20 protein-coding genes are annotated in these 21228 nt (G+C 66.4%); 4 read left to right on the top strand and 16 right to left on the bottom strand.

The window, feature by feature from the left end; all coding sequences use genetic code 11:
- Window positions 1–47 precede the first annotated feature (47 nt).
- From xdhC to guaD, 3 genes are all read left to right on the top strand, one after another.
- Window positions 48–1061: a xanthine dehydrogenase accessory protein XdhC gene (xdhC, locus tag P3T18_RS28990; RefSeq protein ID WP_429303375.1), complete on the top strand. Its 1014-nt coding sequence runs from the start codon at window positions 48–50 to the stop codon at window positions 1059–1061.
- An 84-nt stretch (window positions 1062–1145) separates the two neighbouring features.
- Window positions 1146–2192 (top strand): adenosine deaminase, encoded by a 1047-nt coding sequence (locus P3T18_RS28985; RefSeq protein ID WP_429303374.1) that lies wholly within the window; start codon window positions 1146–1148, stop codon window positions 2190–2192.
- Between the two features lie 106 nt (window positions 2193–2298).
- Entirely contained in the window at window positions 2299–3636 is a 1338-nt protein-coding gene (guaD, locus tag P3T18_RS28980) for a guanine deaminase (RefSeq protein ID WP_429303373.1), read from the top strand.
- Between the two features lie 126 nt (window positions 3637–3762).
- Here guaD and P3T18_RS28975 read toward each other — a convergent pair whose 3' ends face one another.
- Window positions 3763–4998, bottom strand: a complete 1236-nt coding sequence (locus P3T18_RS28975) for an NAD(P)/FAD-dependent oxidoreductase (RefSeq protein ID WP_429303423.1) — start codon at window positions 4996–4998, stop codon at window positions 3763–3765.
- Window positions 4999–5148: 150 nt separating this feature from the next.
- On the opposite strand from P3T18_RS28975, the gene P3T18_RS28970 reads away from it, so the two are divergent.
- Window positions 5149–5877, top strand: coding sequence for a class I SAM-dependent methyltransferase (locus tag P3T18_RS28970; RefSeq protein WP_429303372.1), 729 nt, complete (start codon window positions 5149–5151; stop codon window positions 5875–5877).
- Between the two features lie 6 nt (window positions 5878–5883).
- On the opposite strand, the gene P3T18_RS28965 is transcribed toward P3T18_RS28970, so the two are convergent.
- From P3T18_RS28965 to P3T18_RS28895, 15 genes are all read right to left on the bottom strand, one after another.
- The gene (locus P3T18_RS28965; protein WP_429303371.1) at window positions 5884–6327 is read right to left on the bottom strand and encodes an excinuclease ABC subunit A; all 444 of its coding nucleotides are present in this window, start codon (window positions 6325–6327) and stop codon (window positions 5884–5886) included.
- Between the two features lie 101 nt (window positions 6328–6428).
- Entirely contained in the window at window positions 6429–6851 is a 423-nt protein-coding gene (locus tag P3T18_RS28960; RefSeq protein WP_429303370.1) for a signal peptidase, read from the bottom strand.
- A 49-nt stretch (window positions 6852–6900) separates the two neighbouring features.
- Window positions 6901–8142 (bottom strand): beta-ketoacyl synthase N-terminal-like domain-containing protein, encoded by a 1242-nt coding sequence (locus tag P3T18_RS28955; RefSeq protein ID WP_429303369.1) that lies wholly within the window; start codon window positions 8140–8142, stop codon window positions 6901–6903.
- Entirely contained in the window at window positions 8139–9365 is a 1227-nt protein-coding gene (locus tag P3T18_RS28950) for a beta-ketoacyl-ACP synthase (protein WP_429303368.1), read from the bottom strand. The genes P3T18_RS28955 and P3T18_RS28950 overlap by 4 nt, the downstream gene beginning before the upstream one ends.
- Window positions 9365–10090, bottom strand: a complete 726-nt coding sequence (locus tag P3T18_RS28945) for a 3-ketoacyl-ACP reductase FabG2 (RefSeq protein ID WP_429303367.1) — start codon at window positions 10088–10090, stop codon at window positions 9365–9367. The genes P3T18_RS28950 and P3T18_RS28945 overlap by 1 nt, the downstream gene beginning before the upstream one ends.
- Window positions 10087–10566, bottom strand: coding sequence for a hotdog family protein (locus P3T18_RS28940; protein ID WP_429303366.1), 480 nt, complete (start codon window positions 10564–10566; stop codon window positions 10087–10089). Before P3T18_RS28940 ends, P3T18_RS28945 begins: the two co-directional genes overlap by 4 nt.
- A gap of 5 nt (window positions 10567–10571) precedes the next feature.
- On the bottom strand, window positions 10572–11750 hold the full coding sequence (locus P3T18_RS28935) for a beta-ketoacyl-[acyl-carrier-protein] synthase family protein (protein WP_429303365.1): 1179 nt from the start codon (window positions 11748–11750) through the stop codon (window positions 10572–10574).
- Complete coding sequence (locus P3T18_RS28930; RefSeq protein WP_429303364.1) at window positions 11747–14212, bottom strand: MMPL family transporter; 2466 nt, start codon at window positions 14210–14212, stop codon at window positions 11747–11749. Before P3T18_RS28930 ends, P3T18_RS28935 begins: the two co-directional genes overlap by 4 nt.
- Entirely contained in the window at window positions 14212–14904 is a 693-nt protein-coding gene (locus tag P3T18_RS28925) for a LolA family protein (protein WP_429303363.1), read from the bottom strand. The genes P3T18_RS28930 and P3T18_RS28925 overlap by 1 nt, the downstream gene beginning before the upstream one ends.
- Window positions 14892–15323: an acyl-CoA thioesterase gene (locus P3T18_RS28920; RefSeq protein ID WP_429303362.1), complete on the bottom strand. Its 432-nt coding sequence runs from the start codon at window positions 15321–15323 to the stop codon at window positions 14892–14894. The genes P3T18_RS28925 and P3T18_RS28920 overlap by 13 nt, the downstream gene beginning before the upstream one ends.
- Complete coding sequence (locus tag P3T18_RS28915; protein ID WP_429303361.1) at window positions 15320–16927, bottom strand: HAL/PAL/TAL family ammonia-lyase; 1608 nt, start codon at window positions 16925–16927, stop codon at window positions 15320–15322. Before P3T18_RS28915 ends, P3T18_RS28920 begins: the two co-directional genes overlap by 4 nt.
- Window positions 16914–18617: a glycosyltransferase family 2 protein gene (locus tag P3T18_RS28910; RefSeq protein ID WP_429303360.1), complete on the bottom strand. Its 1704-nt coding sequence runs from the start codon at window positions 18615–18617 to the stop codon at window positions 16914–16916. Before P3T18_RS28910 ends, P3T18_RS28915 begins: the two co-directional genes overlap by 14 nt.
- Window positions 18614–20317 carry an AMP-binding protein gene (locus P3T18_RS28905; protein WP_429303359.1) on the bottom strand — a complete coding sequence of 568 codons (1704 nt, stop codon included), beginning with the start codon at window positions 20315–20317 and terminating at the stop codon, window positions 18614–18616. Before P3T18_RS28905 ends, P3T18_RS28910 begins: the two co-directional genes overlap by 4 nt.
- Window positions 20314–20976, bottom strand: coding sequence for a hypothetical protein (locus P3T18_RS28900; protein ID WP_429303358.1), 663 nt, complete (start codon window positions 20974–20976; stop codon window positions 20314–20316). Before P3T18_RS28900 ends, P3T18_RS28905 begins: the two co-directional genes overlap by 4 nt.
- Window positions 20976–21227 carry an acyl carrier protein gene (locus P3T18_RS28895; RefSeq protein ID WP_429303357.1) on the bottom strand — a complete coding sequence of 84 codons (252 nt, stop codon included), beginning with the start codon at window positions 21225–21227 and terminating at the stop codon, window positions 20976–20978. Before P3T18_RS28895 ends, P3T18_RS28900 begins: the two co-directional genes overlap by 1 nt.
- Window position 21228: the final 1 nt, after the last annotated feature.

Raw genomic sequence — 21228 nt, 5'->3', positions numbered from 1 at the left:
ACCGGTCACGCGGACACCCCGCGCGGCCATGTCTGGAGAACCGCCGGATGCAAGCCTGGCTACCTGACCTGCAACAACTGCTCGCGCACGGCGACGCCGCCGTGCTGGTGACGGTCGCTCGCGTCGAAGGTTCGGCGCCGCGCGAGGCCGGCACCAAAATGATCGTCACGCGCGATTCGGCGAAGCACACCATCGGCGGCGGCCATCTCGAATGGAAAGCGATCGAGACCGCGCGCCGCGTACTGCGCGACGGCATGCGCTCGCCGCACATGCGCCGGCTGGAGCGTTTCGCGCTGGGGCCGAGTCTCGGCCAATGCTGCGGCGGCGCCGTGATTCTCGCGTTCGAGCGGCTCGATATCGGCGATCTCGGCTGGATCACCTCGCTGGCGAAGCGCGTGGCCGCCGGCCAATCGACGGTGCGTAGCGTATCATTCGGCCCCGCACCGGATGCGGTGATGCTGTCCGACCCCGAACCGGGTGTCGACGCCGCCGACTGCCTGCTGTGGGACGGCGCCGGCTTCGACGACAGCGGCGCCCTGCTCACCGAGACCATTGCGCCGGGCGACTTCCATGTCGTGCTGTTCGGCGCGGGTCACGTGGGCGCGGCGCTGGTGCGCGTGTTCGCCACCCTGCCCTGCACCGTGCGCTGGGTGGACGAACGCGACGCGCAGTTTCCGCCGCTCGACACGCTGCACGCGCCGAACGTGAAGATCGACCCGAACGACGCGCCCGACGAAGCCATCGACCAGGCCGCGCCCAACACGTATTTCATCGTGATGACGCACAACCACGCGCTCGACCTCGAACTGGCCGAGCGCATCCTGCGGCGTGGCGATTTCGCGTTCTTCGGCATGATCGGCTCGCACAGCAAACGCAAGCAGTTCGAGCATCGGCTGGCCGCGCGCGGCATCGATCCGTCGCAGATCGCGCGCATGAAGTGTCCGCTCGGCGTGGACGGTATCGTCGACAAGTCGCCGGAGATCATTGCGATCTCGGCGGCGGCCCAGGTGTTGCAGGCCGTGGAGGCGAATGCGCCCGCGCATACCGCGCAGGCGGTCTGATCCGCCACGCGCCGTCGCTCCAGCAAGCGGATCACGCTATCCGGCATCCGGCGCGAACGTACTCCAATGAACTCTTGACCGACCATGACTACAACGACCCTCACCCCACTACTGGAAAAAGCCGCACGCGCTCCGAAGGCCGAGTTGCATATTCACATCGAAGGCTCGCTCGAACCCGAGCTGATCTTCGCACTCGCCGAACGCAACGGCGTGAAGCTCGCCTACGACTCGATCGACGCACTGCGTGCCGCGTATGCGTTCACCGACCTTCAGTCTTTCCTCGACATCTATTACGCCGGCGCGAGTGTGCTGCTGCACGAGCAGGATTTCTACGACATGACCACCGCGTATGTCGAACGTTGCCTCGCCGATAACGTCGTGCACAGCGAGATTTTCTTCGACCCGCAGACGCACACCGAACGCGGCGTAGCGATCGCCACCGTGGTGGCCGGCATCGAACGCGCGCTGGCCGACGCGGAAAAGCGCGGCATGACCAGCAAGCTGATCCTGTGTTTCCTGCGCCATCTGTCGGAAGAAGATGCGCTCGCCACCTTCGACGAGGCGCTGCCGCTGTTCGAGCAGTACAAGCATCGTCTGATCGGCGTGGGCCTCGATTCGTCGGAGCGCGGCCATCCGCCGTCGAAATTCGAGCGCGTGTTCGCCAAAGCGCGCGCGCTCGGTCTGAAGCTGGTCGCCCACGCGGGCGAAGAAGGCCCGCCGTCGTACATCTACGAGGCGCTCGATCTGCTGAAGGTGGATCGCGTCGATCACGGCGTGCGCAGCATCGAAGACCCGGCGCTGGTCGCGCGGCTCGCCGATTCGCGCGTCGCGCTGACGGTCTGTCCGCTGTCGAACCTGAAGCTCTGCGTGTTCGACGACATGACCAAACACACGCTCAAGGATCTGCTGGATCGCGGCGTTGCCGTGACGGTGAATTCCGACGACCCCGCCTATTTCGGCGGCTACGTGAACGCCAACTATTTCGCCACCATCGACGCGTTGAAACTCGACGATGCCGAGGTCTACACGATCATCCGCAACAGCTTCGAAGCGTCGTTCGTGACGCCCGGACAACGCAGCGAACTGATCGCCAGGCTCGACGCGTACTGGCATCCACACGGCCCGCACTGACGGGCCGATAAAGAGCAGCCGGCGGCGGCAAACGGTTCCGCGAGGAACCTGCATCGAGCCGCCGTCTGCGCTGTTTAGCTTCCCCATATCGGAGACGGTTTCACCCATGACTCAATCGGCTTACCGCGCACAACTGCTGACCTTCAACGGCGATCCCGCGCAATCGTCCAACGCGGCGGTCTTCAACGAGGACGGCCTTCTGATCGTCGAAGACGGCCATGTCGTCGCCGCGGGCGCGTATGCCGCGCTGGCGGCGCAACTCGCGCCCGGCGTTCAGGTGCAGGACATGCGCGACAAGCTGATCGTGCCCGGCTTCATCGACACGCACATCCACTATCCGCAGACCGACATGATCGCGTCGCCGGCGCCGGGTCTGTTGCCGTGGCTCGATACCTACACCTTCCCGACCGAGCGCCGCTTCACCGATCCCGCCTACGCGCGCGACACGGCGAGCTTCTTCGTCGAGGAACTGCTGGCTTGCGGCACCACCACCGCGCTGGTGTATTGCACCGTGCATAAGGAATCCGCCGACGCACTGTTCACCGAGAGCGAAGCACGCAATCTGCGCATGGTGGCGGGCAAGGTGCTCATGGATCGCAACTGCCCCGAGTTCCTGCGCGACACCGCGCAGTCGGGTTACGACGACAGCGCCGAACTGATCGGCCGCTGGCATAACCGTGGGCGTCAGATGTACGCGCTCACGCCGCGTTTCGCGCCGACTTCGACCGAAGCGCAACTCGAAGCGTGCGGCGTGCTGGCAAGCCAGCATCCGGACATCTTCATCCAGAGCCACGTCGCCGAGAACACCGACGAAGTGAAATGGGTGGCCGACCTTTTCCCCGGCCATCGCAGCTATCTGGACATCTACGATCACTACGGCCTGCTGCGTCGCCGCGCGGTGTACGGTCACTGCATTCACCTCGACGAGGAAGACCGCAAGCGCATGGCGCAAACCGGCACGGTGGCCTCGCATTGCCCGACGTCGAATCTGTTCCTCGGCAGCGGCCTGTTCGATTTCGACAAGGCCGACGAAGCCGGCATGCCGATCGCACTCGCCACCGACGTCGGCGGCGGCACCTCGTTCTCGATGCTGCAAACCATGAACGAGGCGCACAAGGTCGCGCGTCTCACGGGCCATCATCTGACCGCGACGCGCATGTTCTACCTCGCCACCGCGGGCGCGGCCGAAGCGCTGGATCTCGCCGACAAGGTCGGCACGCTCAAGCCGAAGTCCGAAGCGGATTTCGTCGTGCTCGATCCGCAGGCCACGCCGCTGCTCGCGCGCCGCACCGCGCGCACCGAGTCGCTCGAAGAACTGCTGTTCGCGTTCGCGCTGCTCGGCGACGACCGCGCGATCTACGAAACGTACGCGGCCGGCAAGCGCGTGCATCGCCGTGACGACGTGCGCCAGCACGCGCCGCGCGCCGCGAAGATCGCGGCTTGATCGACCGGTCGATCCGCCGGCCGCACTGAGCGTTTTGCCCGGCGGCTTAAGCTCATCGAATTCGGACCCATAAAAAAACGGCGCTTCAGTACGAAGCGCCGTTTTTGTTTTCGCTCGACACACCGGTCAGCCGTGCGTGCAAACCTCGTGCAACGCGTTCAGCCGCCGCACGGGATCGGCCACATACGGATTCGATTCGTCCCACGCATACCCTGCCAGCACCGAACTGATCATGCGGCGAATCGACGGCGTCTGCTCGGGATAGAAGATGATGTCCTGCAATTCGCCCGTGTACCAACGCTCCACGAAGGCGCGGAACGTGTCGATGCCCTTGCGCAGCGGCACGTCGTATGCCGACGACCAGTCGACCTGCTCGCCGTCGAGTTGACGGTTCAGCGTTTGCACGGCGAGATGCGCCGAGCGCAGCGCGATGGTCACGCCGGACGAAAACACCGGATCGAGAAACTCGCCGGCGTTCCCGAGCAGCGCGTAACCGGGACCATGCAAACGCTCGACGTTCGCCGCATAGCCGCCAATGTGACGCACCGGCATCAGGAACGGCGCGTTGCCGATCAACGGCCCGAGCGTCGGTTCCTGCTGGATCAGCGCGCGCAGTGTCGCGTCGCGCTCCGCATCCGGCACGTCGAGGAAACTCGCCTCGGCCACACAACCCACCGACGAGCGGCCGCCCGCCAGCGGAATCATCCAGAACCACACGTCGCGACGTTCGGGATGCGTCGCCACGCAGATCTTGTTACGGTCGGTCCTGCCGGTCGGAATGCCGTCCAGCACGTGCGTGAAAATCGCGGCGCGCGTGGGCATGCGGGTCGGCGCTTCGAGATCCAGCAGACGCGGCAGCACGCGGCCGAAGCCGCTCGCGTCGAACACAAATCGCGCTTCGACCTCGTACGCGTTCTGCGCTTCGTCGAGTACGTCGAGCAGCGGAAGTTTGCCCGGCGCAGCGGGGTGCATCGCGCGGACCGTGTGACCGAAGCGCACGTCGGCACCCTGCGCGGCGGCGCAGCGTATCAGCAGATCGTCGAACACCGCGCGCTCGACCTGATACGTCGTGCCCCATCCCGCCGAATGCTTGTCGCGGAAATCGAACGCCGACGACTGATCGCGATACACGAAGTGAGCGCCGTTCTTGTACTGGAAGCCGGCCTCGACCACCGCCTGCAGCATGCCGGCCTCTTCGAGGTAAGCCATGCTTTGCGGCAGCAGACTCTCACCGATCGAAAAACGCGGAAAGTGCTGACGCTCCAGCACCAGCACCGAGCGGCCGGCCTTGCGCAAAAGCGCGGCGGCGACCGCGCCTGCCGGACCCGCTCCGATGATCGTCACGTCGACGGCGATGCGCATTGAATTTGTACTCACGTTTGCCTCAATCGTTTGCTTGCTCGGAACAGCAATACGCTGCATCCTTACGTCTCGTTACAATCACGCGCACATCAACTGGTGCATCAGTGCGCGTGTTACAGCACAGCACGACAGTCCGACGGGGAGCCCAGCGTGTCGCCATCCGAATCATCCAGTGTGCCTTTCGTGCCGGAAACGGCGTTCGGCATCTGGTTCCTGCGTACTCATACCTGGGAACATCATGTCCTGCGGGTCGCGATCAACGACCTCAAGCGCCTGATCGACGCACCGCTGCCCGCCGCACCGGTGATCGTCGACGCCGGCTGCGGTCAGGGCATTTCGTTTCGCCTGCTCGCCCAGGCTTTCGCGCCGCGCCGCATCGTCGGCGTCGATTTTCACGAGCCCTCGCTCGCGCTCGCGGCCAACGCAGCGCGCGCCTGCCGCGATGCGCTCGCGGACGTGGAACTGCTGCACGGCGACTGCGCGAACCTGCCCTTGCCCGATGCCAGCGCGGATATCGTGTTCTGTCATCAAACCTTCCACCACCTCGTCGAGCAGGACCGCGCGCTCGCCGAGTTCCGCCGCGTGCTCAAACCGGGCGGCGTCCTGCTGTTCGCCGAATCCACCGACGCGTACATCAAGTCGTGGGTAATCCGTCTGCTGTTCCGTCACCCGATGCACGTGCAAAAAAGCGCCGACGGCTATCTCGACATGATTCGCGGCGCCGGCTTCCGCTTCGGCCTGCGTAACGTCTCCCTGCCCTACCTGTGGTGGAGCCGCGCGAAAGACTTCGGCCTGCTCGAACGCATCGGCCTGTACCGTCCGCGGCCCGGCAAGCGTCGCGAGACGCTCGTCAATGTCGCGGCGGTCAAGGCCGATTGAGCCGGCTTACTTGCGCAACGTCACCACGTCGCCCTTCAGTGCAACGCCAGCAATCACCGCACCCGCGCCGCACGTGAACTCGGTCGCGCTCTCGCGCACTTCGTTCTTGTAGTTACTCTTGATGTTGATCACGGCGTTGCCGCCTTCCTTGCGCGCGCGTTCCTGCAATTCGATCACCGCCGAGAGGAACACGTGCTGGCACGCTTCCAGATCGCTCTTGCCGAACGCGTTGGTCTTCTTGTTGGTAGCGAATTCGCCGATCGTGTTCTTCACCGGCGGATGCTTCTGGCCCGCGAAATACAGATCGATATCGTCGCTGACCTTGCCCGGCTCGCTGTGCAGCGCCGGCTCGACCGGATAGTTGGCCACCGTGTCGCGCGCGAAGGCGGGCGCGCTGGCAAGCGTGGCAAAAGAAGCAAGCAGTGCAGCAAACATCAGGTGGCGTTTCATTGAGACTCCTTGGTGGTTTTTGTTGCTCTAGTGAGTTCTGTCAGTTACGGCTCGATTCTGCTTCGCGCACTTTGTCGCAATCCGGTGCGCCTACGTTTGCCTCAGTTCGCTTCCAGCACGACCAGTTTGCCGCTCACCGCGATCGCGGCGGCACTCGGGCTCACGCCGCAGGTGAAGTCGGTGGACGAATGGCTGTCCGTGCTGTGAAAACGCGTGGACACGTCGATCACCGCGTTCGCATGACGCTCGACGGCCGCGGCGCGCAGTTTCTGCACCGCCTCGCCGAGCGCTTCATGGCAGGCGTCTTCCGGACTCGACACCTTGCGCGCGATCCGCACCGAATACGACACATTGCCTATCTGACTCTGCACGGCCGCATGCGGCTGCTCGCCGAAGTACACCGGCACGCCGCCCCGCGACTGACCACCGGCGGCCGCGAGCGGCAACGATTTGACCTGCGTCGCGCACCCCGCCTGCGTCAACGCCACAACGACCAGCACGCCCAGCATTCCTGTTCTTTTCATTCGTAGTGCCCTCGATTTTTAGAATTGTCCCGCCCGGACGACGACCGCTTCAACGGTCCCGCCACCCTTCGAACATCAGGCTCGCGCAACTGCCGCCGAACCCGAATGAATTCGACATCGCCGACCCGATCTCGGCCTCGCGCGCCGCGCGCACGAGCGGCATGCCCGCGACGCTGTCGTCTTCCGTGCCGACCGGCGCCGTCGCCGCGATGAAACCGTCGCGCATCATCAGCAAGGTGTAAATGGCCTCGTGCGCGCCGCTCGCGCCGAGCGGATGCCCGGTCATGCCTTTGGTGGACGAAAACGGCGGCACGTTTTCACCGGCCACGGCGCCGAATATGTCGTTGATCGCGCGCAGTTCCTCGACGTCGCCGAGCGGCGTCGAAGGCGCATGCGTGTTGAGATAATCGGGCCGCCTCGTCGCGCCGTTCAGCGCGCCACGCATCGCGCGCGCGATGCCCGCCGCGCCTGGCGAGACCATGCCGGCCGCGTCGGTGCAGTCGCCGAAACCGGTCAGTTCCGCGTAGATGCGGGCGCCGCGCGCCAACGCATGATCGAGCGATTCGAGCACCAGCACGCCGCCGCCCGAGGCGATCACGAAGCCGTCGCGCGCGGTGTCGTAAGGACGCGAAGCCAGATGCGGCGTCTCGTTGAAGCGGCGCGACAAGGCGCCCATCGCGTCGAACATCAGGGTCATGTTGTCGTGCAGCGCTTCGGCGCCGCCGGCCAGCACGATCTGCTGACGGCCGGTCTGGATCAGTTGCATCGCCTGGCCGATTGCCAGCGCCGAAGTCGTGCACGCAGACGACGGCGAGTAGCTCGTGCCTTCGGTGCCGAACACCTGCGCGACGTTCGCCGAGGCGGTGCTGCTCATCGCCTGCGGCACGACATAGGGCGGTGTGCGATCGACGCCGCGCGCGTTGGCGATGGTCATGGCGGCGTCGTACGCGGACATCGTGCCGACGCCCGAGCCGATCACCACGCCCGCGTGCGGCGAACGCAGCGCGGCGGACGTGAGCGCGGCGTCGTCGATGGCCTTGCGCGCCGCGTGACAGGCAAAGCGCGCCGTGTCGCCCATGAAGCGCTCCAGCTTGCGCTCGAACGGCGTTTCGTTCGCCACCGACGCCACGCCCGCCACCTGCGTACCGAAGCCGCGCTCGCGCCACGCGTCGACACGCGTGATACGCGAGCGGCCCGCGCGCAACGCGGCCGAGACCTCGTCGAGCGTATTGCCGAGACAGGACACGATACCCATGCCGGTCACGACCACGCGTTGCAGCGTCACGCTCATCGAGCGCGCCGGAAAATCAGCGACGTGTTGATGCCGCCGAACGCGAAGTTGTTGCTCATCACATATTCGGCGTCGATCTCGCGCCCCGTACCGGTGATGTAGTCGAGCGGCGCGCAGGCCGGATCGACGTTCTGCAGATTCAGCGTAGGCGCGTACCAGTTGCGCTTCATCATTTCGATGGTCCACCAGGCTTCGAGCGCGCCGCATGCGCCGAGCGTGTGACCCACGTAACTCTTGAGCGAACTGATCGGCATGCGCTCGCCGAAGATCTGCGCGGTGGCGTGACTTTCGGCCACGTCGCCGCGATCCGTCGAGGTACCGTGCGCATTCACGTAGGCGATCGCTTCGGGCGCGAGACGCGCGTCGTCGAGCGCGAGGCGCATGGCGAGCGCCATGGTTTGCGCGGTCGGCTGCGTCATGTGCGCACCATCCGAGTTGCAGCCGAAACCGACGATCTCCGCGTGAATCCGCGCGCCACGCGCCACGGCATGTTCGTATTCCTCGAGCACCAGGGTGGCCGCGCCCTCGCCGACCACGAGACCGTCGCGCGCGGCGTCGAACGGACGCGGCGTGAGATGCGGCTCGTCGTTACGGGTGCTGGTGGCGTACAAGGTGTCGAACACGGCAACCGCCGGGCCGGACAGTTCTTCCGCGCCACCCGCCAGCATCAGCGTCTGCTTGCCGCTCTGGATCGCTTCGAACGCGTAGCCGATCGCCTGGCTGCCCGACGCGCACGCGCATGAGGTTGGGATGATGCGGCCTTTCAGATCCCAGAACAGGCTGACGTTGACGGCCGTGGTGTGCGGCATCATCTGCACGTAGCTGTTCGAGGTGACGTCGCTCATCGAGCCGGTTTCGAGCATCGTGCCGAACGCGCGGATCGGCTGCACCGAACCCGACGACGAACCGTACGCGACACCCATGCGGCCGTCCTTGATGCTGGCGTCGTCGGCGAGACCGGCATCGGCCAGCGCGAGTTCGCTCGCGCGCACCGAGTACATCGAGACCGGTCCCATCGACCGCGTCTTCTTGCGCGGATAGTGCGCGGGCGTGGCGAAGCCGGGCAGCGGACACGCGAGCCGCGTATGCAGCGACTCGAAGTAGTCCCACTCCGGCATGCGCCGCACGGCGTTCACGCCGCGCCTCAGGCGCGCTTCGATTTCGTCCCAGTGGTCGCCCAATGCGGTGACGCCACCCATGCCGGTAATGACGACGCGTTTCATCACACCATCCCGCCGTTGACGCCGATCACCTGACGCGTGACATACGAGGCCGCATCCGACATCAGGAAGCTGACCACGGACGCCACTTCGGCAGGCTGACCGACGCGGTTCATCGGCACCGTCTTCAATGCGTGTTCGAGCGGCATTTCGTCGAGCATGCCGGTTTCGATCAGACCCGGCGCCACGCAATTGACGGTGATGTTGCGCGTCGCCAGTTCGACGGCGAGCGCCTTGGTTGCGCCGATCAACCCGGCCTTGGCGGCGCTGTAGTTGACCTGACCGCGATTACCCATCACGCCGGACACCGACGCGATGGTGACGATACGTCCGCCCTTTTTCGCGCGCACCATCGGCATGGTGAGCGGATGAACGACGTTGTAGAAGGCGTCGAGACCGGTTTCGATCACGATGTCCCAGTCTTCCTCGCTCAGCGCGGGAAATGCGCCGTCGCGGGTCACGCCCGCGCTGCACACGATGCCGTAGTACGGACCGTGCGCCGCCACGTCCGCTTCGAGCACCTCGCGGCACACGGCACGCTCGCGCACGTCGAATTGCAGCACGCGCGCCGTGCCGCCCTGCGCGGCGATGCCCGTCGCGACCGCGTCGGCTTCGGCGCGTCCCGTGCGGCAATGCACGGACACCGCGAAGCCATCGGCGGCCAACTTGTACGCAATCGCGCGGCCGATGCCGCGGCTTGCGCCGGTAACGAGAACACGCCGGCTCATGAACTGAAACTCCCTTCGATGAAAGACTGGAAATTGGGCGGTTGAAAAACCTTGATGACGGCCTCGGCGCACCGCACGTCGCCATGCTGGATCGTGCATTCGTACGCGCCGTGACCTTCTTCGCTGCGCAGCAATTCGACGGTGCGGATCACCAGCGACGCACCCGCCGCGAACGACGGCTGCAAGGCCTTGTAGCTGCGCGAGCCGAGCAGCACGCCGGGCCGCGCCTGACCGCCGCCGCGCATCGCCAGCAACGCCACGTGCGCCGCGATGGCCTGCGCCATCAGTTCGATGCCGATCCACGCGGGCATCGCGCCCTGGGCGTCGGCATACCAGGCGTCGGCGCGGACGGTGGCGCGCGCGTCGAGCGTTTCGTCGTCGAAGCGGTCGATGCCGTCGATCAGCAGCATGGTGCCGCGATGCGGGATGATCGCTTCGATCGGCTGGCTCACGAGGTCCTGGACGGTTCGGGTCATGCGCGTCACCGTCCGAGGATCAGGCTGACATTGCTGCCGCCGAAGGCAAACGAATTGCTCATCACGTATTGCGGGCCGGCCGGCAAGATGCGCTCGCTTTCCACGAGGTCCAGCTTCGGCAGCGCCGGATCGGCGTCGCCGTCCCACACGTGACGCGGCAACGCGTGGCGTTCCTGCGCGAGCGTGAGCCACGCAAAGCCGAGTTCGGTCGCGCCCGCCGCGCCGAGTTGATGACCCGTCAGCGGCTTGGTGCCGCTCGTCGCCACGCCGTCGGGAAACACGCGCGCCATCAGATGCGCTTCCATCTCGTCGTTCTTGCGCGTGGCGGTGGCGTGCAGGTTCACGTAGCCGATCGCAGACGGCTCGATGCCGGCGTCGGCGAGCGCCGCGCGCAAGGCAAGCTCGCCGCCCGCGCCGGTCGGATCGGGCGACGAGATGTGGTGCGCGTCGCTCGATTCGCCGACGCCGGCGAGCCGCACCGCCGCTTCGTCGCGGCTCATCAGAAACACGGCGGCGCCTTCGCCGACGTTGATGCCGCAGCGATTGCGGCTCATCGGATTGCTGCGCACGTTGCTGGTCGATTCGAGCGAGGCGAAGCCCTGCACTGTCAGCTCGCACAGGGAATCGACGCCGCCGACCACCACCGCGTCGCACAGGTTCAGTTGCAACAGGCGCCGCGCGGACGCAAACGCCTTCGCACTCGACGTGCAGGCCGTCGAGATGGTGTACGCCGGGCCGTGCAGGTCGAGCGCGGCGGCGGCGAACGGCGCGGCCGTGCCGATCTCCATCTGACGGTAGTTGAAGCTGGCCGGCAAGCCGCCCGCCTGCGCCTGATAGACGAACGCGGCCTCGGCGGCTTCGATGCCCGACGTGCTGGTGCCGAGCACCACGCCGATCCGATGCGCGCCGTAGCGCTCGCGCGCGGCTTCGACTTGCGGCGCGATCTGCGCGAGCGCGGCGAGCAGCAGCCGGTTGTTGCGGCAGTCGTAGCGCACGAGTTCCGGCGACGGCGCCAGATCGAGCGGCGCAAGCACGCTGCCGACGAACGCCTCGCCGATACCGCTATGCGCGCTCGCCATACCCGGCGCGTGCGCGGCGGCCAGCGCCGGCACGATGCTTTGCAGGCCGCTGCCGAGCGCGTTGATCATGCCGAGCGCGTGCAAATAAACTGATGGCGCCTTCATGCGGCCCTCCTTGATTCCGATGGCATGCCGATCGGCGCGAGCAACACCGATACCGCGATGCCGAGCGCGAGCGTCGCGCCGAAACTCTTCAGCGCGGGCATGTCGCTCATGCCGAGCATGCCGAACGACAGCAGCGTGGTAGCGGCCGAAAGCAGCACGCCCGTCCACACTGCGCCGAGATCCGCGTCCGCGCGCAGGCAGCCTTCGCGCAGAAACACGGCATAGTTTGCGCCCACGCCGAGCACCAGCATCAGCGCAAGCCAGTTGAACAGATTGAGCGGTACACCCGCATAGCCGAATACCGCGAGCGTCACGCCCACCGCGAGCAGCACCGGCAATGTGACGGCCACGCCGCCGCGCACACGATCGAGCAACGCCGGGCGCGCGACGCGTTTCGGGGAATATCTCAGCGTCAGCAGCAACAGCACCAGCGCCAACGCGCCGCCCAGCCACCAGCCGCTATCCACGCGATATTCGCCGAACAGCTTCGACACGCTCGCCGCCTTGTCGACGAACGCCACGCCGGGCACCGAAGCGGCCATCGCGATCAGCGCCGGCTCGTTCTGCGGCGTCACGCCTTGCGGAATCACCACGGCTGCGTAAGCCTTGTTTTGCGGGTCGACGTCACCGCCAACCTCACCGAGCCAAAGATGGCGGTACGGTTGCGACCAGGATGCGGCCAGCCATCGGTCGACGGTGAACGGCGGTTGCGGCTGGGCAAACGCGGCAATCCAGGCGTCGGCGACGTCGTCCTTGAAACCGGCTTGCAGCAGCGTGGCGCGCAAAGCGGCGGGATCGGCGAAGACGTGCTGCGCGAGCAAGGCGCGGTCGCTCTGTTGCCGTTGTGCCGACGGCACGAACTGCGTCACCGACTGATAGCTGCCCACCTTGCCGGCTGTGTCGTTCAACGCATCCAGTTTCACGCCGAGCGCTTCCGCGCGCTGCAATACGTTCTCCGGCGTCTCGCCGCGCACTACGAAGAATTGCGCGCTGTTGTCCACGCCGACGGCGTCGCGCGCCTTGTCTTCCTGCGCCACCAGCGACGCATCGCGCTGGATCAGCAGGTGAACGTCGTCGTCGCTGGTCAGACGCAGCCAGCCCGGAATCGCGACCACCAGCAGCAGCGCGGCGACGAGCCACGCGCGCCGTCCGCCGATGACGCGATGCCACACATCGAGCAAACGCGCCGCAGCCGCGAACAGGCGACGCGGATTATGTTTCGGCGCACGCGTGAGCAGCGCGGGCAGCAGCCACAGCACGGAAGCGAAGGCGGTTCCGATACCGACCATCGCAAAGCACGCGATCTGCTTGAGCGCGGGGAACGGCACCCAGGTGAGGATCGCGTAACCGAGCAGGCTGGTGGCGAGCGCCACCGTCAACGCGGGACGCACCTCGCGCGCGCCGCGCCGTGCGTCCCAGTCACGCGCCGCGCCGAGATACACCACGAAATACTGAATCGAATAATCGACCGCCTCGCCGATCAGACTCGCGCCGAACACGAGCGTGAGCAGATGCAGCTTGCCGAACACGAGCAGCGTGGCGGCAAGCGCGCAGACAATGCCGAGCGCCGTCGAAACGAAGCCGAGCAGGATCAGACGCGGCGAGCGGAACACCCACAGCATCAGCAGCGCAATGCCGCACAGCGACGCGACGCCGATCAGATGTACCTCGTGCTCCGACGCACTGCGCGCGGCTTGCGCGTAAAACACCGCGCCGGTTCGCGCGACGCTGACATCGGGAAACGACTGCTTCAGCGCGCTTTCGCCGCGCGCCAGTGCATCGAGCACGGCACGCTGCGTTTTCGATTCATACGCCGAGCCCGGCAAGGTCGCGACGATCAGCACGCTGGTGTCGGCGCCGCGATGAGCGACCAGCAGGTTGTCTTCGAGTTCGAGATTCGAGGTGGCGAGCGGCAGGCCGCCGAGCCAGTGTTGCAGCCAGCCGAACGGGTCGTCGGCGAGCGGCGTGGTGAGACCGCCCTGCAACGGACTGTAGAGACGTTGCGCGAGCGCGTTCTTCAGATCGGCATTCGCGGCGTTCGCATCCGGCTTCGCCAGCGCGGCGCGGTCGGCGGACGCGAGCAGACCAAAGCGATACGGCAGATACAGCGCCGCGATCTGCGAAAGATCGAAGGGCGGCAATTGCGCCGTCACCGAGCCGAATGCCCCGCTCTTTTGCAGCGACGCGCCGAGCTGGATCGCAGCGGCTTTGGCGTGCGCGTCGTCGTGGCTGGTGACGAGAAACACCGTGCGGTCGCCGAGCGCGCTCGCCAGCGTATCGACCGCCTTTTCGGCGACCGGGTCCGCTTCCGTTGCGGGCAACAAGGCCAGCAGGTTGGTCTGCAACGGCGAAGGTCCGGCGAAACGCCAGCCGCAATAAAGCGCCGCGACCAGCGCGAGCGCGAGCCACGCCACGCGGATGCCCCACGTTTGCGCGACCCGGCGCTGTTGCAGCACCTGCATTACGGCGCTCCGAGCAGGCTGCGCTCGGCCGGCGTCGGTTCGGTCACGACCGCGCTTTTCGCAAAGTCGAGTCGGGTGATGTCGCCGTTCGCGAGCGTGATGCGCAGACTTTGCAGGAATTCGCCGCCTTCCATCTGCAGGCCTTTGATGGACTGCGCGATCTGCGGCTGATTCGGCGTGAGCTGCATGCGCCATTGCGCGGCGCTGCCTTCGGCCTGCACGTCGAATTGCGAATACAGCGCCGAGAGATCGCCTCCGAGCATGGCGCGCATCATCTTCGAGACTTGCGCGACGCCGCGCGTGCCCTGCGCGCCGTGCGTCGTCACACGATGACCGTTGGCGTCCGCTTCGCTCACACCCGCGTCGGTGATCACGTAGGTCGCCTTGTACGGCGTGTCGATCTGCCAGACCACGCCCCGTTCGCGAAAGAACAGCAGCGAGCCGGTGCTCACGAGCGGCTGCTTCATCGCGGCCAGCGTCTGCGTCTGCGTGAATTGCGCACGCACGCCCTTGGCCTGCGCGAGATGCGCGACGATCTGCGAGACCAGCGCGGGATTGCCGGCCGCGGGCGCGGCCTGCGCGGCTTGCACGTTGACGGGTAATGCACCAGCCAAGGCACCGCCCAACGCGCTCATCATGCTCAACGCGAACACGCCGCCCGACAGACGACGGCGCAGCATCAGCGTGACCATACGCGCTCCAGTTTCTCGAACACGACCGGCGGCGACACGAACTGCAATTCCTGGGTTGCCGCATGCACCGCGACCTGAATCGTGTAGCCTTTGGTGAGCCGCGTGCCGGAAGCGCAATCGACGATTTCGTAGCCTATTTTCAGGCGATTTTCGTGTTCCAGCAGTTGCGTGCGTACTTCGATTTTCTGGCCGTACGTGGCGGGCCGCACGTATTTCAGATGCGCCTCGACGATCGGCCAGAGATAGCCCGAGGCCTGCATCTCGCGGTAGTCGTAATCGAACGCGCGCAACAGCGCGGCGCGGCCGATCTCGAAGTACTTCAGATAGTGGCCGTGCCAGCACACGTTCATGGCATCGACATCGTGAAACGGCACCTCGACCTCGGCGCTCGCGCTCAACACCTGATGGGGCGCGCTCATGCATTCGCTCCGCTGCGGTAGTCGTCGAGCAGGTCGCACGCGGCGATGCGCGCGGTCAGTGCGCGCAGGTCGCTTTCGAGCGCGCGGTCTTCGTCCACGAAAGGCGAAGCGGCGCTCACGCTTTCAATGAACGACTGCAAGGGCGCGGGAACCGGCGTGGCGCTGTCGAGCTTCAGACGCAGACGCGCGGCCTGCACGGTGGCCAGCGTGTGCGCCGCCGCCACCTGTTCGGTCAACTCCAGCACGCGCAGGCAGTCGCGCGCGGCGATCGTGCCCATGCTGACTTTGTCCTGATTGTGCGCTTCGGTCGAGCGCGAAAACACGCTGGCGGGCATGGTGTTCTTCAACGCTTCGGCCGTCCATGCCGACGAGGAAATCTGCACGGCCTTGAAGCCGTGATTGATCGCGGCACGCGCCGGCGCCGCGCCCGACAGATTGCGCGGCAAGCCGTTGTTGAAGTTCACGTCGACCAGCAACGCAAGCTGGCGGTCCATCAGATCGGCGAGATTGGCGACGGCCACCTTCAGCGAATCCATCGCGAACGCGATATGGCCGCCGTAGAAGTTGCCGCCGTGCAGCACGCGTTCGTTGTCGGGATCGATCAGCGGGTTGTCGTTGGCGCTGTTCAGTTCGTTTTCGACGTCGCGGCGCACCCACGACAAGGCGTCGCGCGCGACACCGATCACATGCGGCGCACAACGGATCGAATAACGATCCTGCAAGCGATGCCCCGGCGTGTCGTCGCGACCGGCGAGATCGTCGCGAATCCATGCGGCGGCTTCGGCCTGGCCGGCGTGCGGTTTGACTTCGAACAGCATGGCGTCGAAATGCGCGGCGCGGCCGTCGAGCGCGACCGTGCACAAGGCCGTGAGACGCGCGGTGAGGCGCGTCAGGTGATCGGCACGCGCGAAGGCGAGACAGGCGAGGCCCGTCATCACGGCGGTGCCGTTCATCAGCGCCAGCCCTTCTTTGGGCGCCAGCGTGAGCGGCGCATGACCGAGTTCGCGCCACACGTCGCGCACATTGCGCAACTCGCCGCCGAACATCACGTCGCGTTCGCCGGCAAGCGCCGCCGCCACGTACGACAAAGGCGTGAGGTCGCCGCTCGCGCCCACCGATCCCTCGGCGGGAATGCGCGGCAACACGCGATGATTGACGAGGTCGGCGAGACGTTCGAGCAGCACGGTGCGCACGCCGGAAAAACCGTAGGCCAGCGAGTTGAGACGGGCGGCGATCACGGCGAGCGTCTGTGCGTCGTCGAGATACTGGCCCATGCCGCAGCCGTGGTAACGCGTCAGTTGCAAGGGCAGCGCTTCGACCAGTTCCATCGGCACGTCGACCACGCAGGAGTCGCCGTAACCGGTGTTGACGCCGTACACGGTTGCGCCGGATGCGAGATGGCGGCGCAGGAAATCGGCGCCGCGCTGGATGCGTGCGCGCCACGCCGGATCGGCACTGAGCGCGACCGGCACGCGACGCTGCGCGATCGCGACGACCTCTTCGATCGTCAGTTTGCGTCCGCCGATCACCACGGTTGCGGCAGTGTGTGCAGCACCGGCAGACGCGGTGGCAGACGCGGTGTCGATCAGATCATGTTCGGCCATGTGCGCCTCGCTTGGGGCTGGCCCAGAAATCGAAGAAATTGAACCATTGATAAGGAGCCTTGCGGCAATAGTGCTCGAGACGCGCGGCATAGCGCTGCGCCCACGAAGCCAGATGTTGGGCGCGCTCACGGCGCGGCAGTTCGATGCGCTCGGCGAACGGTTCGAAATACAGCTGGTAGCCGTCGCGCTCTTTCAGGCAAAAGAACAGGTAGACCGGACAGCCCAGCGCATGAGCGAGCACGTAAGGACCTTGCGCGAACGGTGCGTTCGAACCGAGAAACTGCGCCTCGGTGGTGCGGCCCGTCTCATGAGCCGGCACGCGGTCGCCGACGATCACCAGCAACTCGCCCGCGTCCACGCGCTCCTGCATCATCATCGCGGTCTCGGGACCGAAGTCGCGTACTTCGAGCAGATGCCGCGCGAACTCGCTATTCGCGGACGCCAGCACGCTGTTGAAGCGCCGCGCATGCTCGGTGTAGACCACCGCCGTGACCTTCGCCAGGCCGCTCTGCGCGGCCAGCGCGCGGGTCATTTCCAGATTGCCGAGATGCGCGCCGATCACGAGCGCGCCCTTGCCGCTCGCCACCAGCGCCTTGAACGCGGACGGGTCGTCGAAGGCGATGTCGGCGTTGTTCACGCGACCCGACCACGCGGCGAGTTTGTCGAAGCCCGACTGCGCGAACGCCAGCATGTGGCGGTACGCGGACAACCAGCCCGGACGCGGCGTGCCGCCTTGCGGCGCACTCTCGCGCAAATGCCGGAAATAGTTGCCCGACGCCTCGCGCGCGGCGCGTCCGGTCAACAGAAAATACGCGACGATGGGATGCAGCCACAGCGCCGTAAAACGCCGGCCGAACAGCTTGCAACTGAGTGCAAGCAGCGACATGCCGAGATGGCTGCCGCGCTCGGCGATACGCCACCAGTCCTGGGTGGACGCCGTACGGCGCGGCATGAACTTGTGCGCGAGCAGCAAGGGCAAGCGGCCGAGCATGCCGAACACGAGCCGCGTATGACAGCGGCTGATACGCACGTTGTCCCACAGCACGTCGAAATGCGACACGCCGTCGGCGGCGTACGTCACGCGCGTGGCGATGGAGCGGAACGCGGCGCGACGCCAGTAGAGCCGCACGAGGATCGCGATATCGAAGTCCATGCGGGTCGGCAGCTGCACGCTGTCGATCAGGCCGCAGGCCAGCGCGAGCGGATACATCCGGAAGCCGCACATCGAATCGCGGATGGTCAGCGAAAGCGTTTCGATCCAGACCCACACGTGCGTCAGATAACGGCCGTAGAGGCGCGCTTTGGGCACGCTCTCGTCGTACACCGGACGGCCGAGAATCACCGCCTCCGGCTCCGCCTGCGCGGCGTCGACGAAGCGCGGCACGTCGGCGGCGTCGTGCTGGCCGTCGGCGTCGATCTGCAAGGCGTGCGTGTAGCCCGCCGCGTATGCCGCGCGCAAACCCGCCATCACCGCCGCGCCCTTGCCGCCGTTGACGGCGAGACGCAGCAACGTGAGCTGGCCCGCGTACTGTTGCGCGAGCGCGGCGAGCACCTGCTGGGTCGGCGCGTCGCTGCCGTCGTCCACCACGAAAATGGGCAGGCGATGCACCGCCAGATTCGCGACGGTCGCGCCGATCGCGTCTTTATGGTTGTAGATCGGAATGACGATGCATGGAACGAAGCGCGTCATGCGGGCTCCCCATACACGATCACACCGGACGCGCACTCGCGTTCGCCCAGCCGGTAAGAGAACTGCACGCGACGGCGCGCGGCTTCGTGAGCCAGCGTGAGATTCATGAGCGCGCCGGGCGTGACGGGCGCCATGAATTTGAGGCGGTCGACCGAGGCGAGCGTGCGCACCGCCGGCAGATGCTCGGCCGCCAGACGCATGGCCCAATCGACCTGCACCACGCCCGGCAGGATCGGCAAGCCGGGAAAGTGGCCGGCGAAATGCACGAGCGTGGGCGGCACGCGCAGTTCGTAATGCAAGGTGTCGCCGCTACGGCCTTCGGCCAGCACTTCCATGCCTTCGCTACGCGGTTCGAACGCCGCGGCCACGGCGGCCACCGGCAGCTTGCCGCGCGCGTCGAACGGCAAGGCGATGCGGAACCGCCAGTGGCGCGGCAGCACGACCAAGTCGAAAAACGCGGCGAGGTGACGGCGCAGCGTTTGCGCGAGTTGCACGCGGCCTTCGTCGCGCAGCGCGGCGCTGCCCGCTTCCGTCAGCGCGACCACGGCGCCGACGCGCTCGCGCGAGGCGCCTTCCAGTGCGACGACCGCCGCCTGCGCGACGAACGGATGCAGCGCGAGACGCGCTTCCAGTTCCGGCAACGACACGCGTTTGCCGTCGAGCTTGAGCACGCGGTCGAGGCGGCCTTGCAAACGAAAACGGCCGTCGGCGTCGAACGCGATTTTGTCGTCGGTGCGATGCCAGCCTGTGTGATCCAGATGCGGCGAGCGCACGTTCAGGGCGCCGTCTTCGTCACGACGCACTTCGATGCCCGCGACCGGCTGCCACGCGTCGGTCTCGTCCTGACGCCGCCACGCGATTCCGCCCGTCTCCGTGCTGCCGTAGATTTCCAGCGGCGCGGCGCCGTAGGCCCGGGTGTATTCGAGCGCGGCGTCCAATGCGAGCGGGCCGCCCGACGAAAAGATCGCGCGCGGCCGCGGCACGAGCGCGGCGAAGCCGGGCAACGCGGGCCAGCGCGACAACTGCGCGGGCGTGGAGACGATCACCGCCGCGCCGCACTGTTCGATCTGCGTCTGCAGATGCAAAGGCTCGATGCTGACGGCGCGGTCGAACGCGCGGCCGGCGGCCAGCGGCCACAGCACGCGAAACAGCAAACCGTAGATGTGATGATGCGGCACGCTCGCGAGCATCGTCGCGTCGCCCACCAGCGCGCCCCACTGCTTTTCGAGCGTGTGCACTTCGGCGTTGAATTGCGCGAGCGTCTTGCGGATCGGCTTGGGTGTGCCGCTGCTGCCGGAGGTGTAGAGCGTCAGCGGCGCGTGCGGATCGATCGCGCCGGTGCGCGTCGCGAAGTCGCGTGTGCGCGCGGCGTCGCGCGAGAACGGCGGCAGATCGGCGTCGCTCAGAATCGTGTCGAAGGCGTCGGCGAGATCGGCCAGATAACCGGGCGTGGCGTTAGCCGGAATCACCGGTTCCTTGCCGCACACGAACAACGCGAAAAGCGCGCAGGCGAAGTCGAAGGGGTCGTCGATACACAGTGCGTAACGCTGCGCCGGTTGCGCACGCAATGTGTCGGCCAGCAGCCACACGCGCTCGCGAAACGCGGCGCGATCGAGTACGGCGGCGCCGTCGCGGCACACCGGCGCGTTGGCGACAACGTCAGCGCCGGGCAGCGACAGCAGATCGTGCAGCGCGATCATGCCGCCTCCGATCGCGCGGCCCGCGGCAACACCACCAGGTAACGCCAGATCACCTCGACCACCAGCAGCAGGCCGATCAATCCGTAGGCGATCGCGCCGTTGTAGAGCGACCAGCTGGCACGGCTCCAGTACAGCGCCGTGTACGCGGAAAAGATGCCGTTCAGCACGAAAAAACCGCACCACACCTGAGTGACGCGCCGCGTGTGGCGCACGGCGCCGGGCGGCAGATCCGGATTGCCGAGCCGCGCGAATTTTTCGATCATGGACGGCCCGCGCACCAGCGTCGCGCCGAATGCGATCAGCAGACCGAGATTGACGAGCGACGGATAAAGGCGCAGCAGCAGTTCGCTATTGGTCGCGACGATCGCGGCCGACGCGCAACTCAGCAGACCGACCACGGCCCAGTCGATCGAGGACAGTCTGCGCAGCGACGTGGCGACTGGACCGCTGCCGGCCCAGCGCTGCAGCCACAGAATCGCGAACAGCATGCAACCGACGTAGCGCGGCGTGTCCCACCGCCACGCGCACAGAATCAGCGCGGGATACGTGAGCTTCAACAGCACCTGCACGACGGTCTTGATCCAGCTGCGTTCAGCGCCGGCTTGCGTGACGGCGGGCTGCGCCGCTGCCGCCTGTATTCGCGAGCGCGCGGATGGCATCAGCCCTGCGCCGCCAGCAAGGACTCGACGGCACCGATCACATCGCCGACCGTGCGCACCGACTTGAATTCTTCCGGCTTGATACGGCGGCCAGTCATTTCCTGCAGTTTGATCGCGAGATCGACGGCGTCGATGCTGTCGAGATCGAGGTCTTCGAACAGATTCGCGTCGACGGTCACACGTTCCGGCTCGATCGCGAAGTTTTCCTGGAAAATGGCGCGGATACGCTCAAGAATCTCTGCCTCGGACACG

This window comes from Paraburkholderia sp. GAS199, assembly GCF_050436585.1.
In the GTDB taxonomy this organism is placed as follows: Bacteria; Pseudomonadota; Gammaproteobacteria; order Burkholderiales; family Burkholderiaceae; genus Paraburkholderia.
The sequence above is the reverse complement of the archived record's forward strand: the minus strand, read 5'-3'. Positions and strand labels throughout refer to the sequence as shown.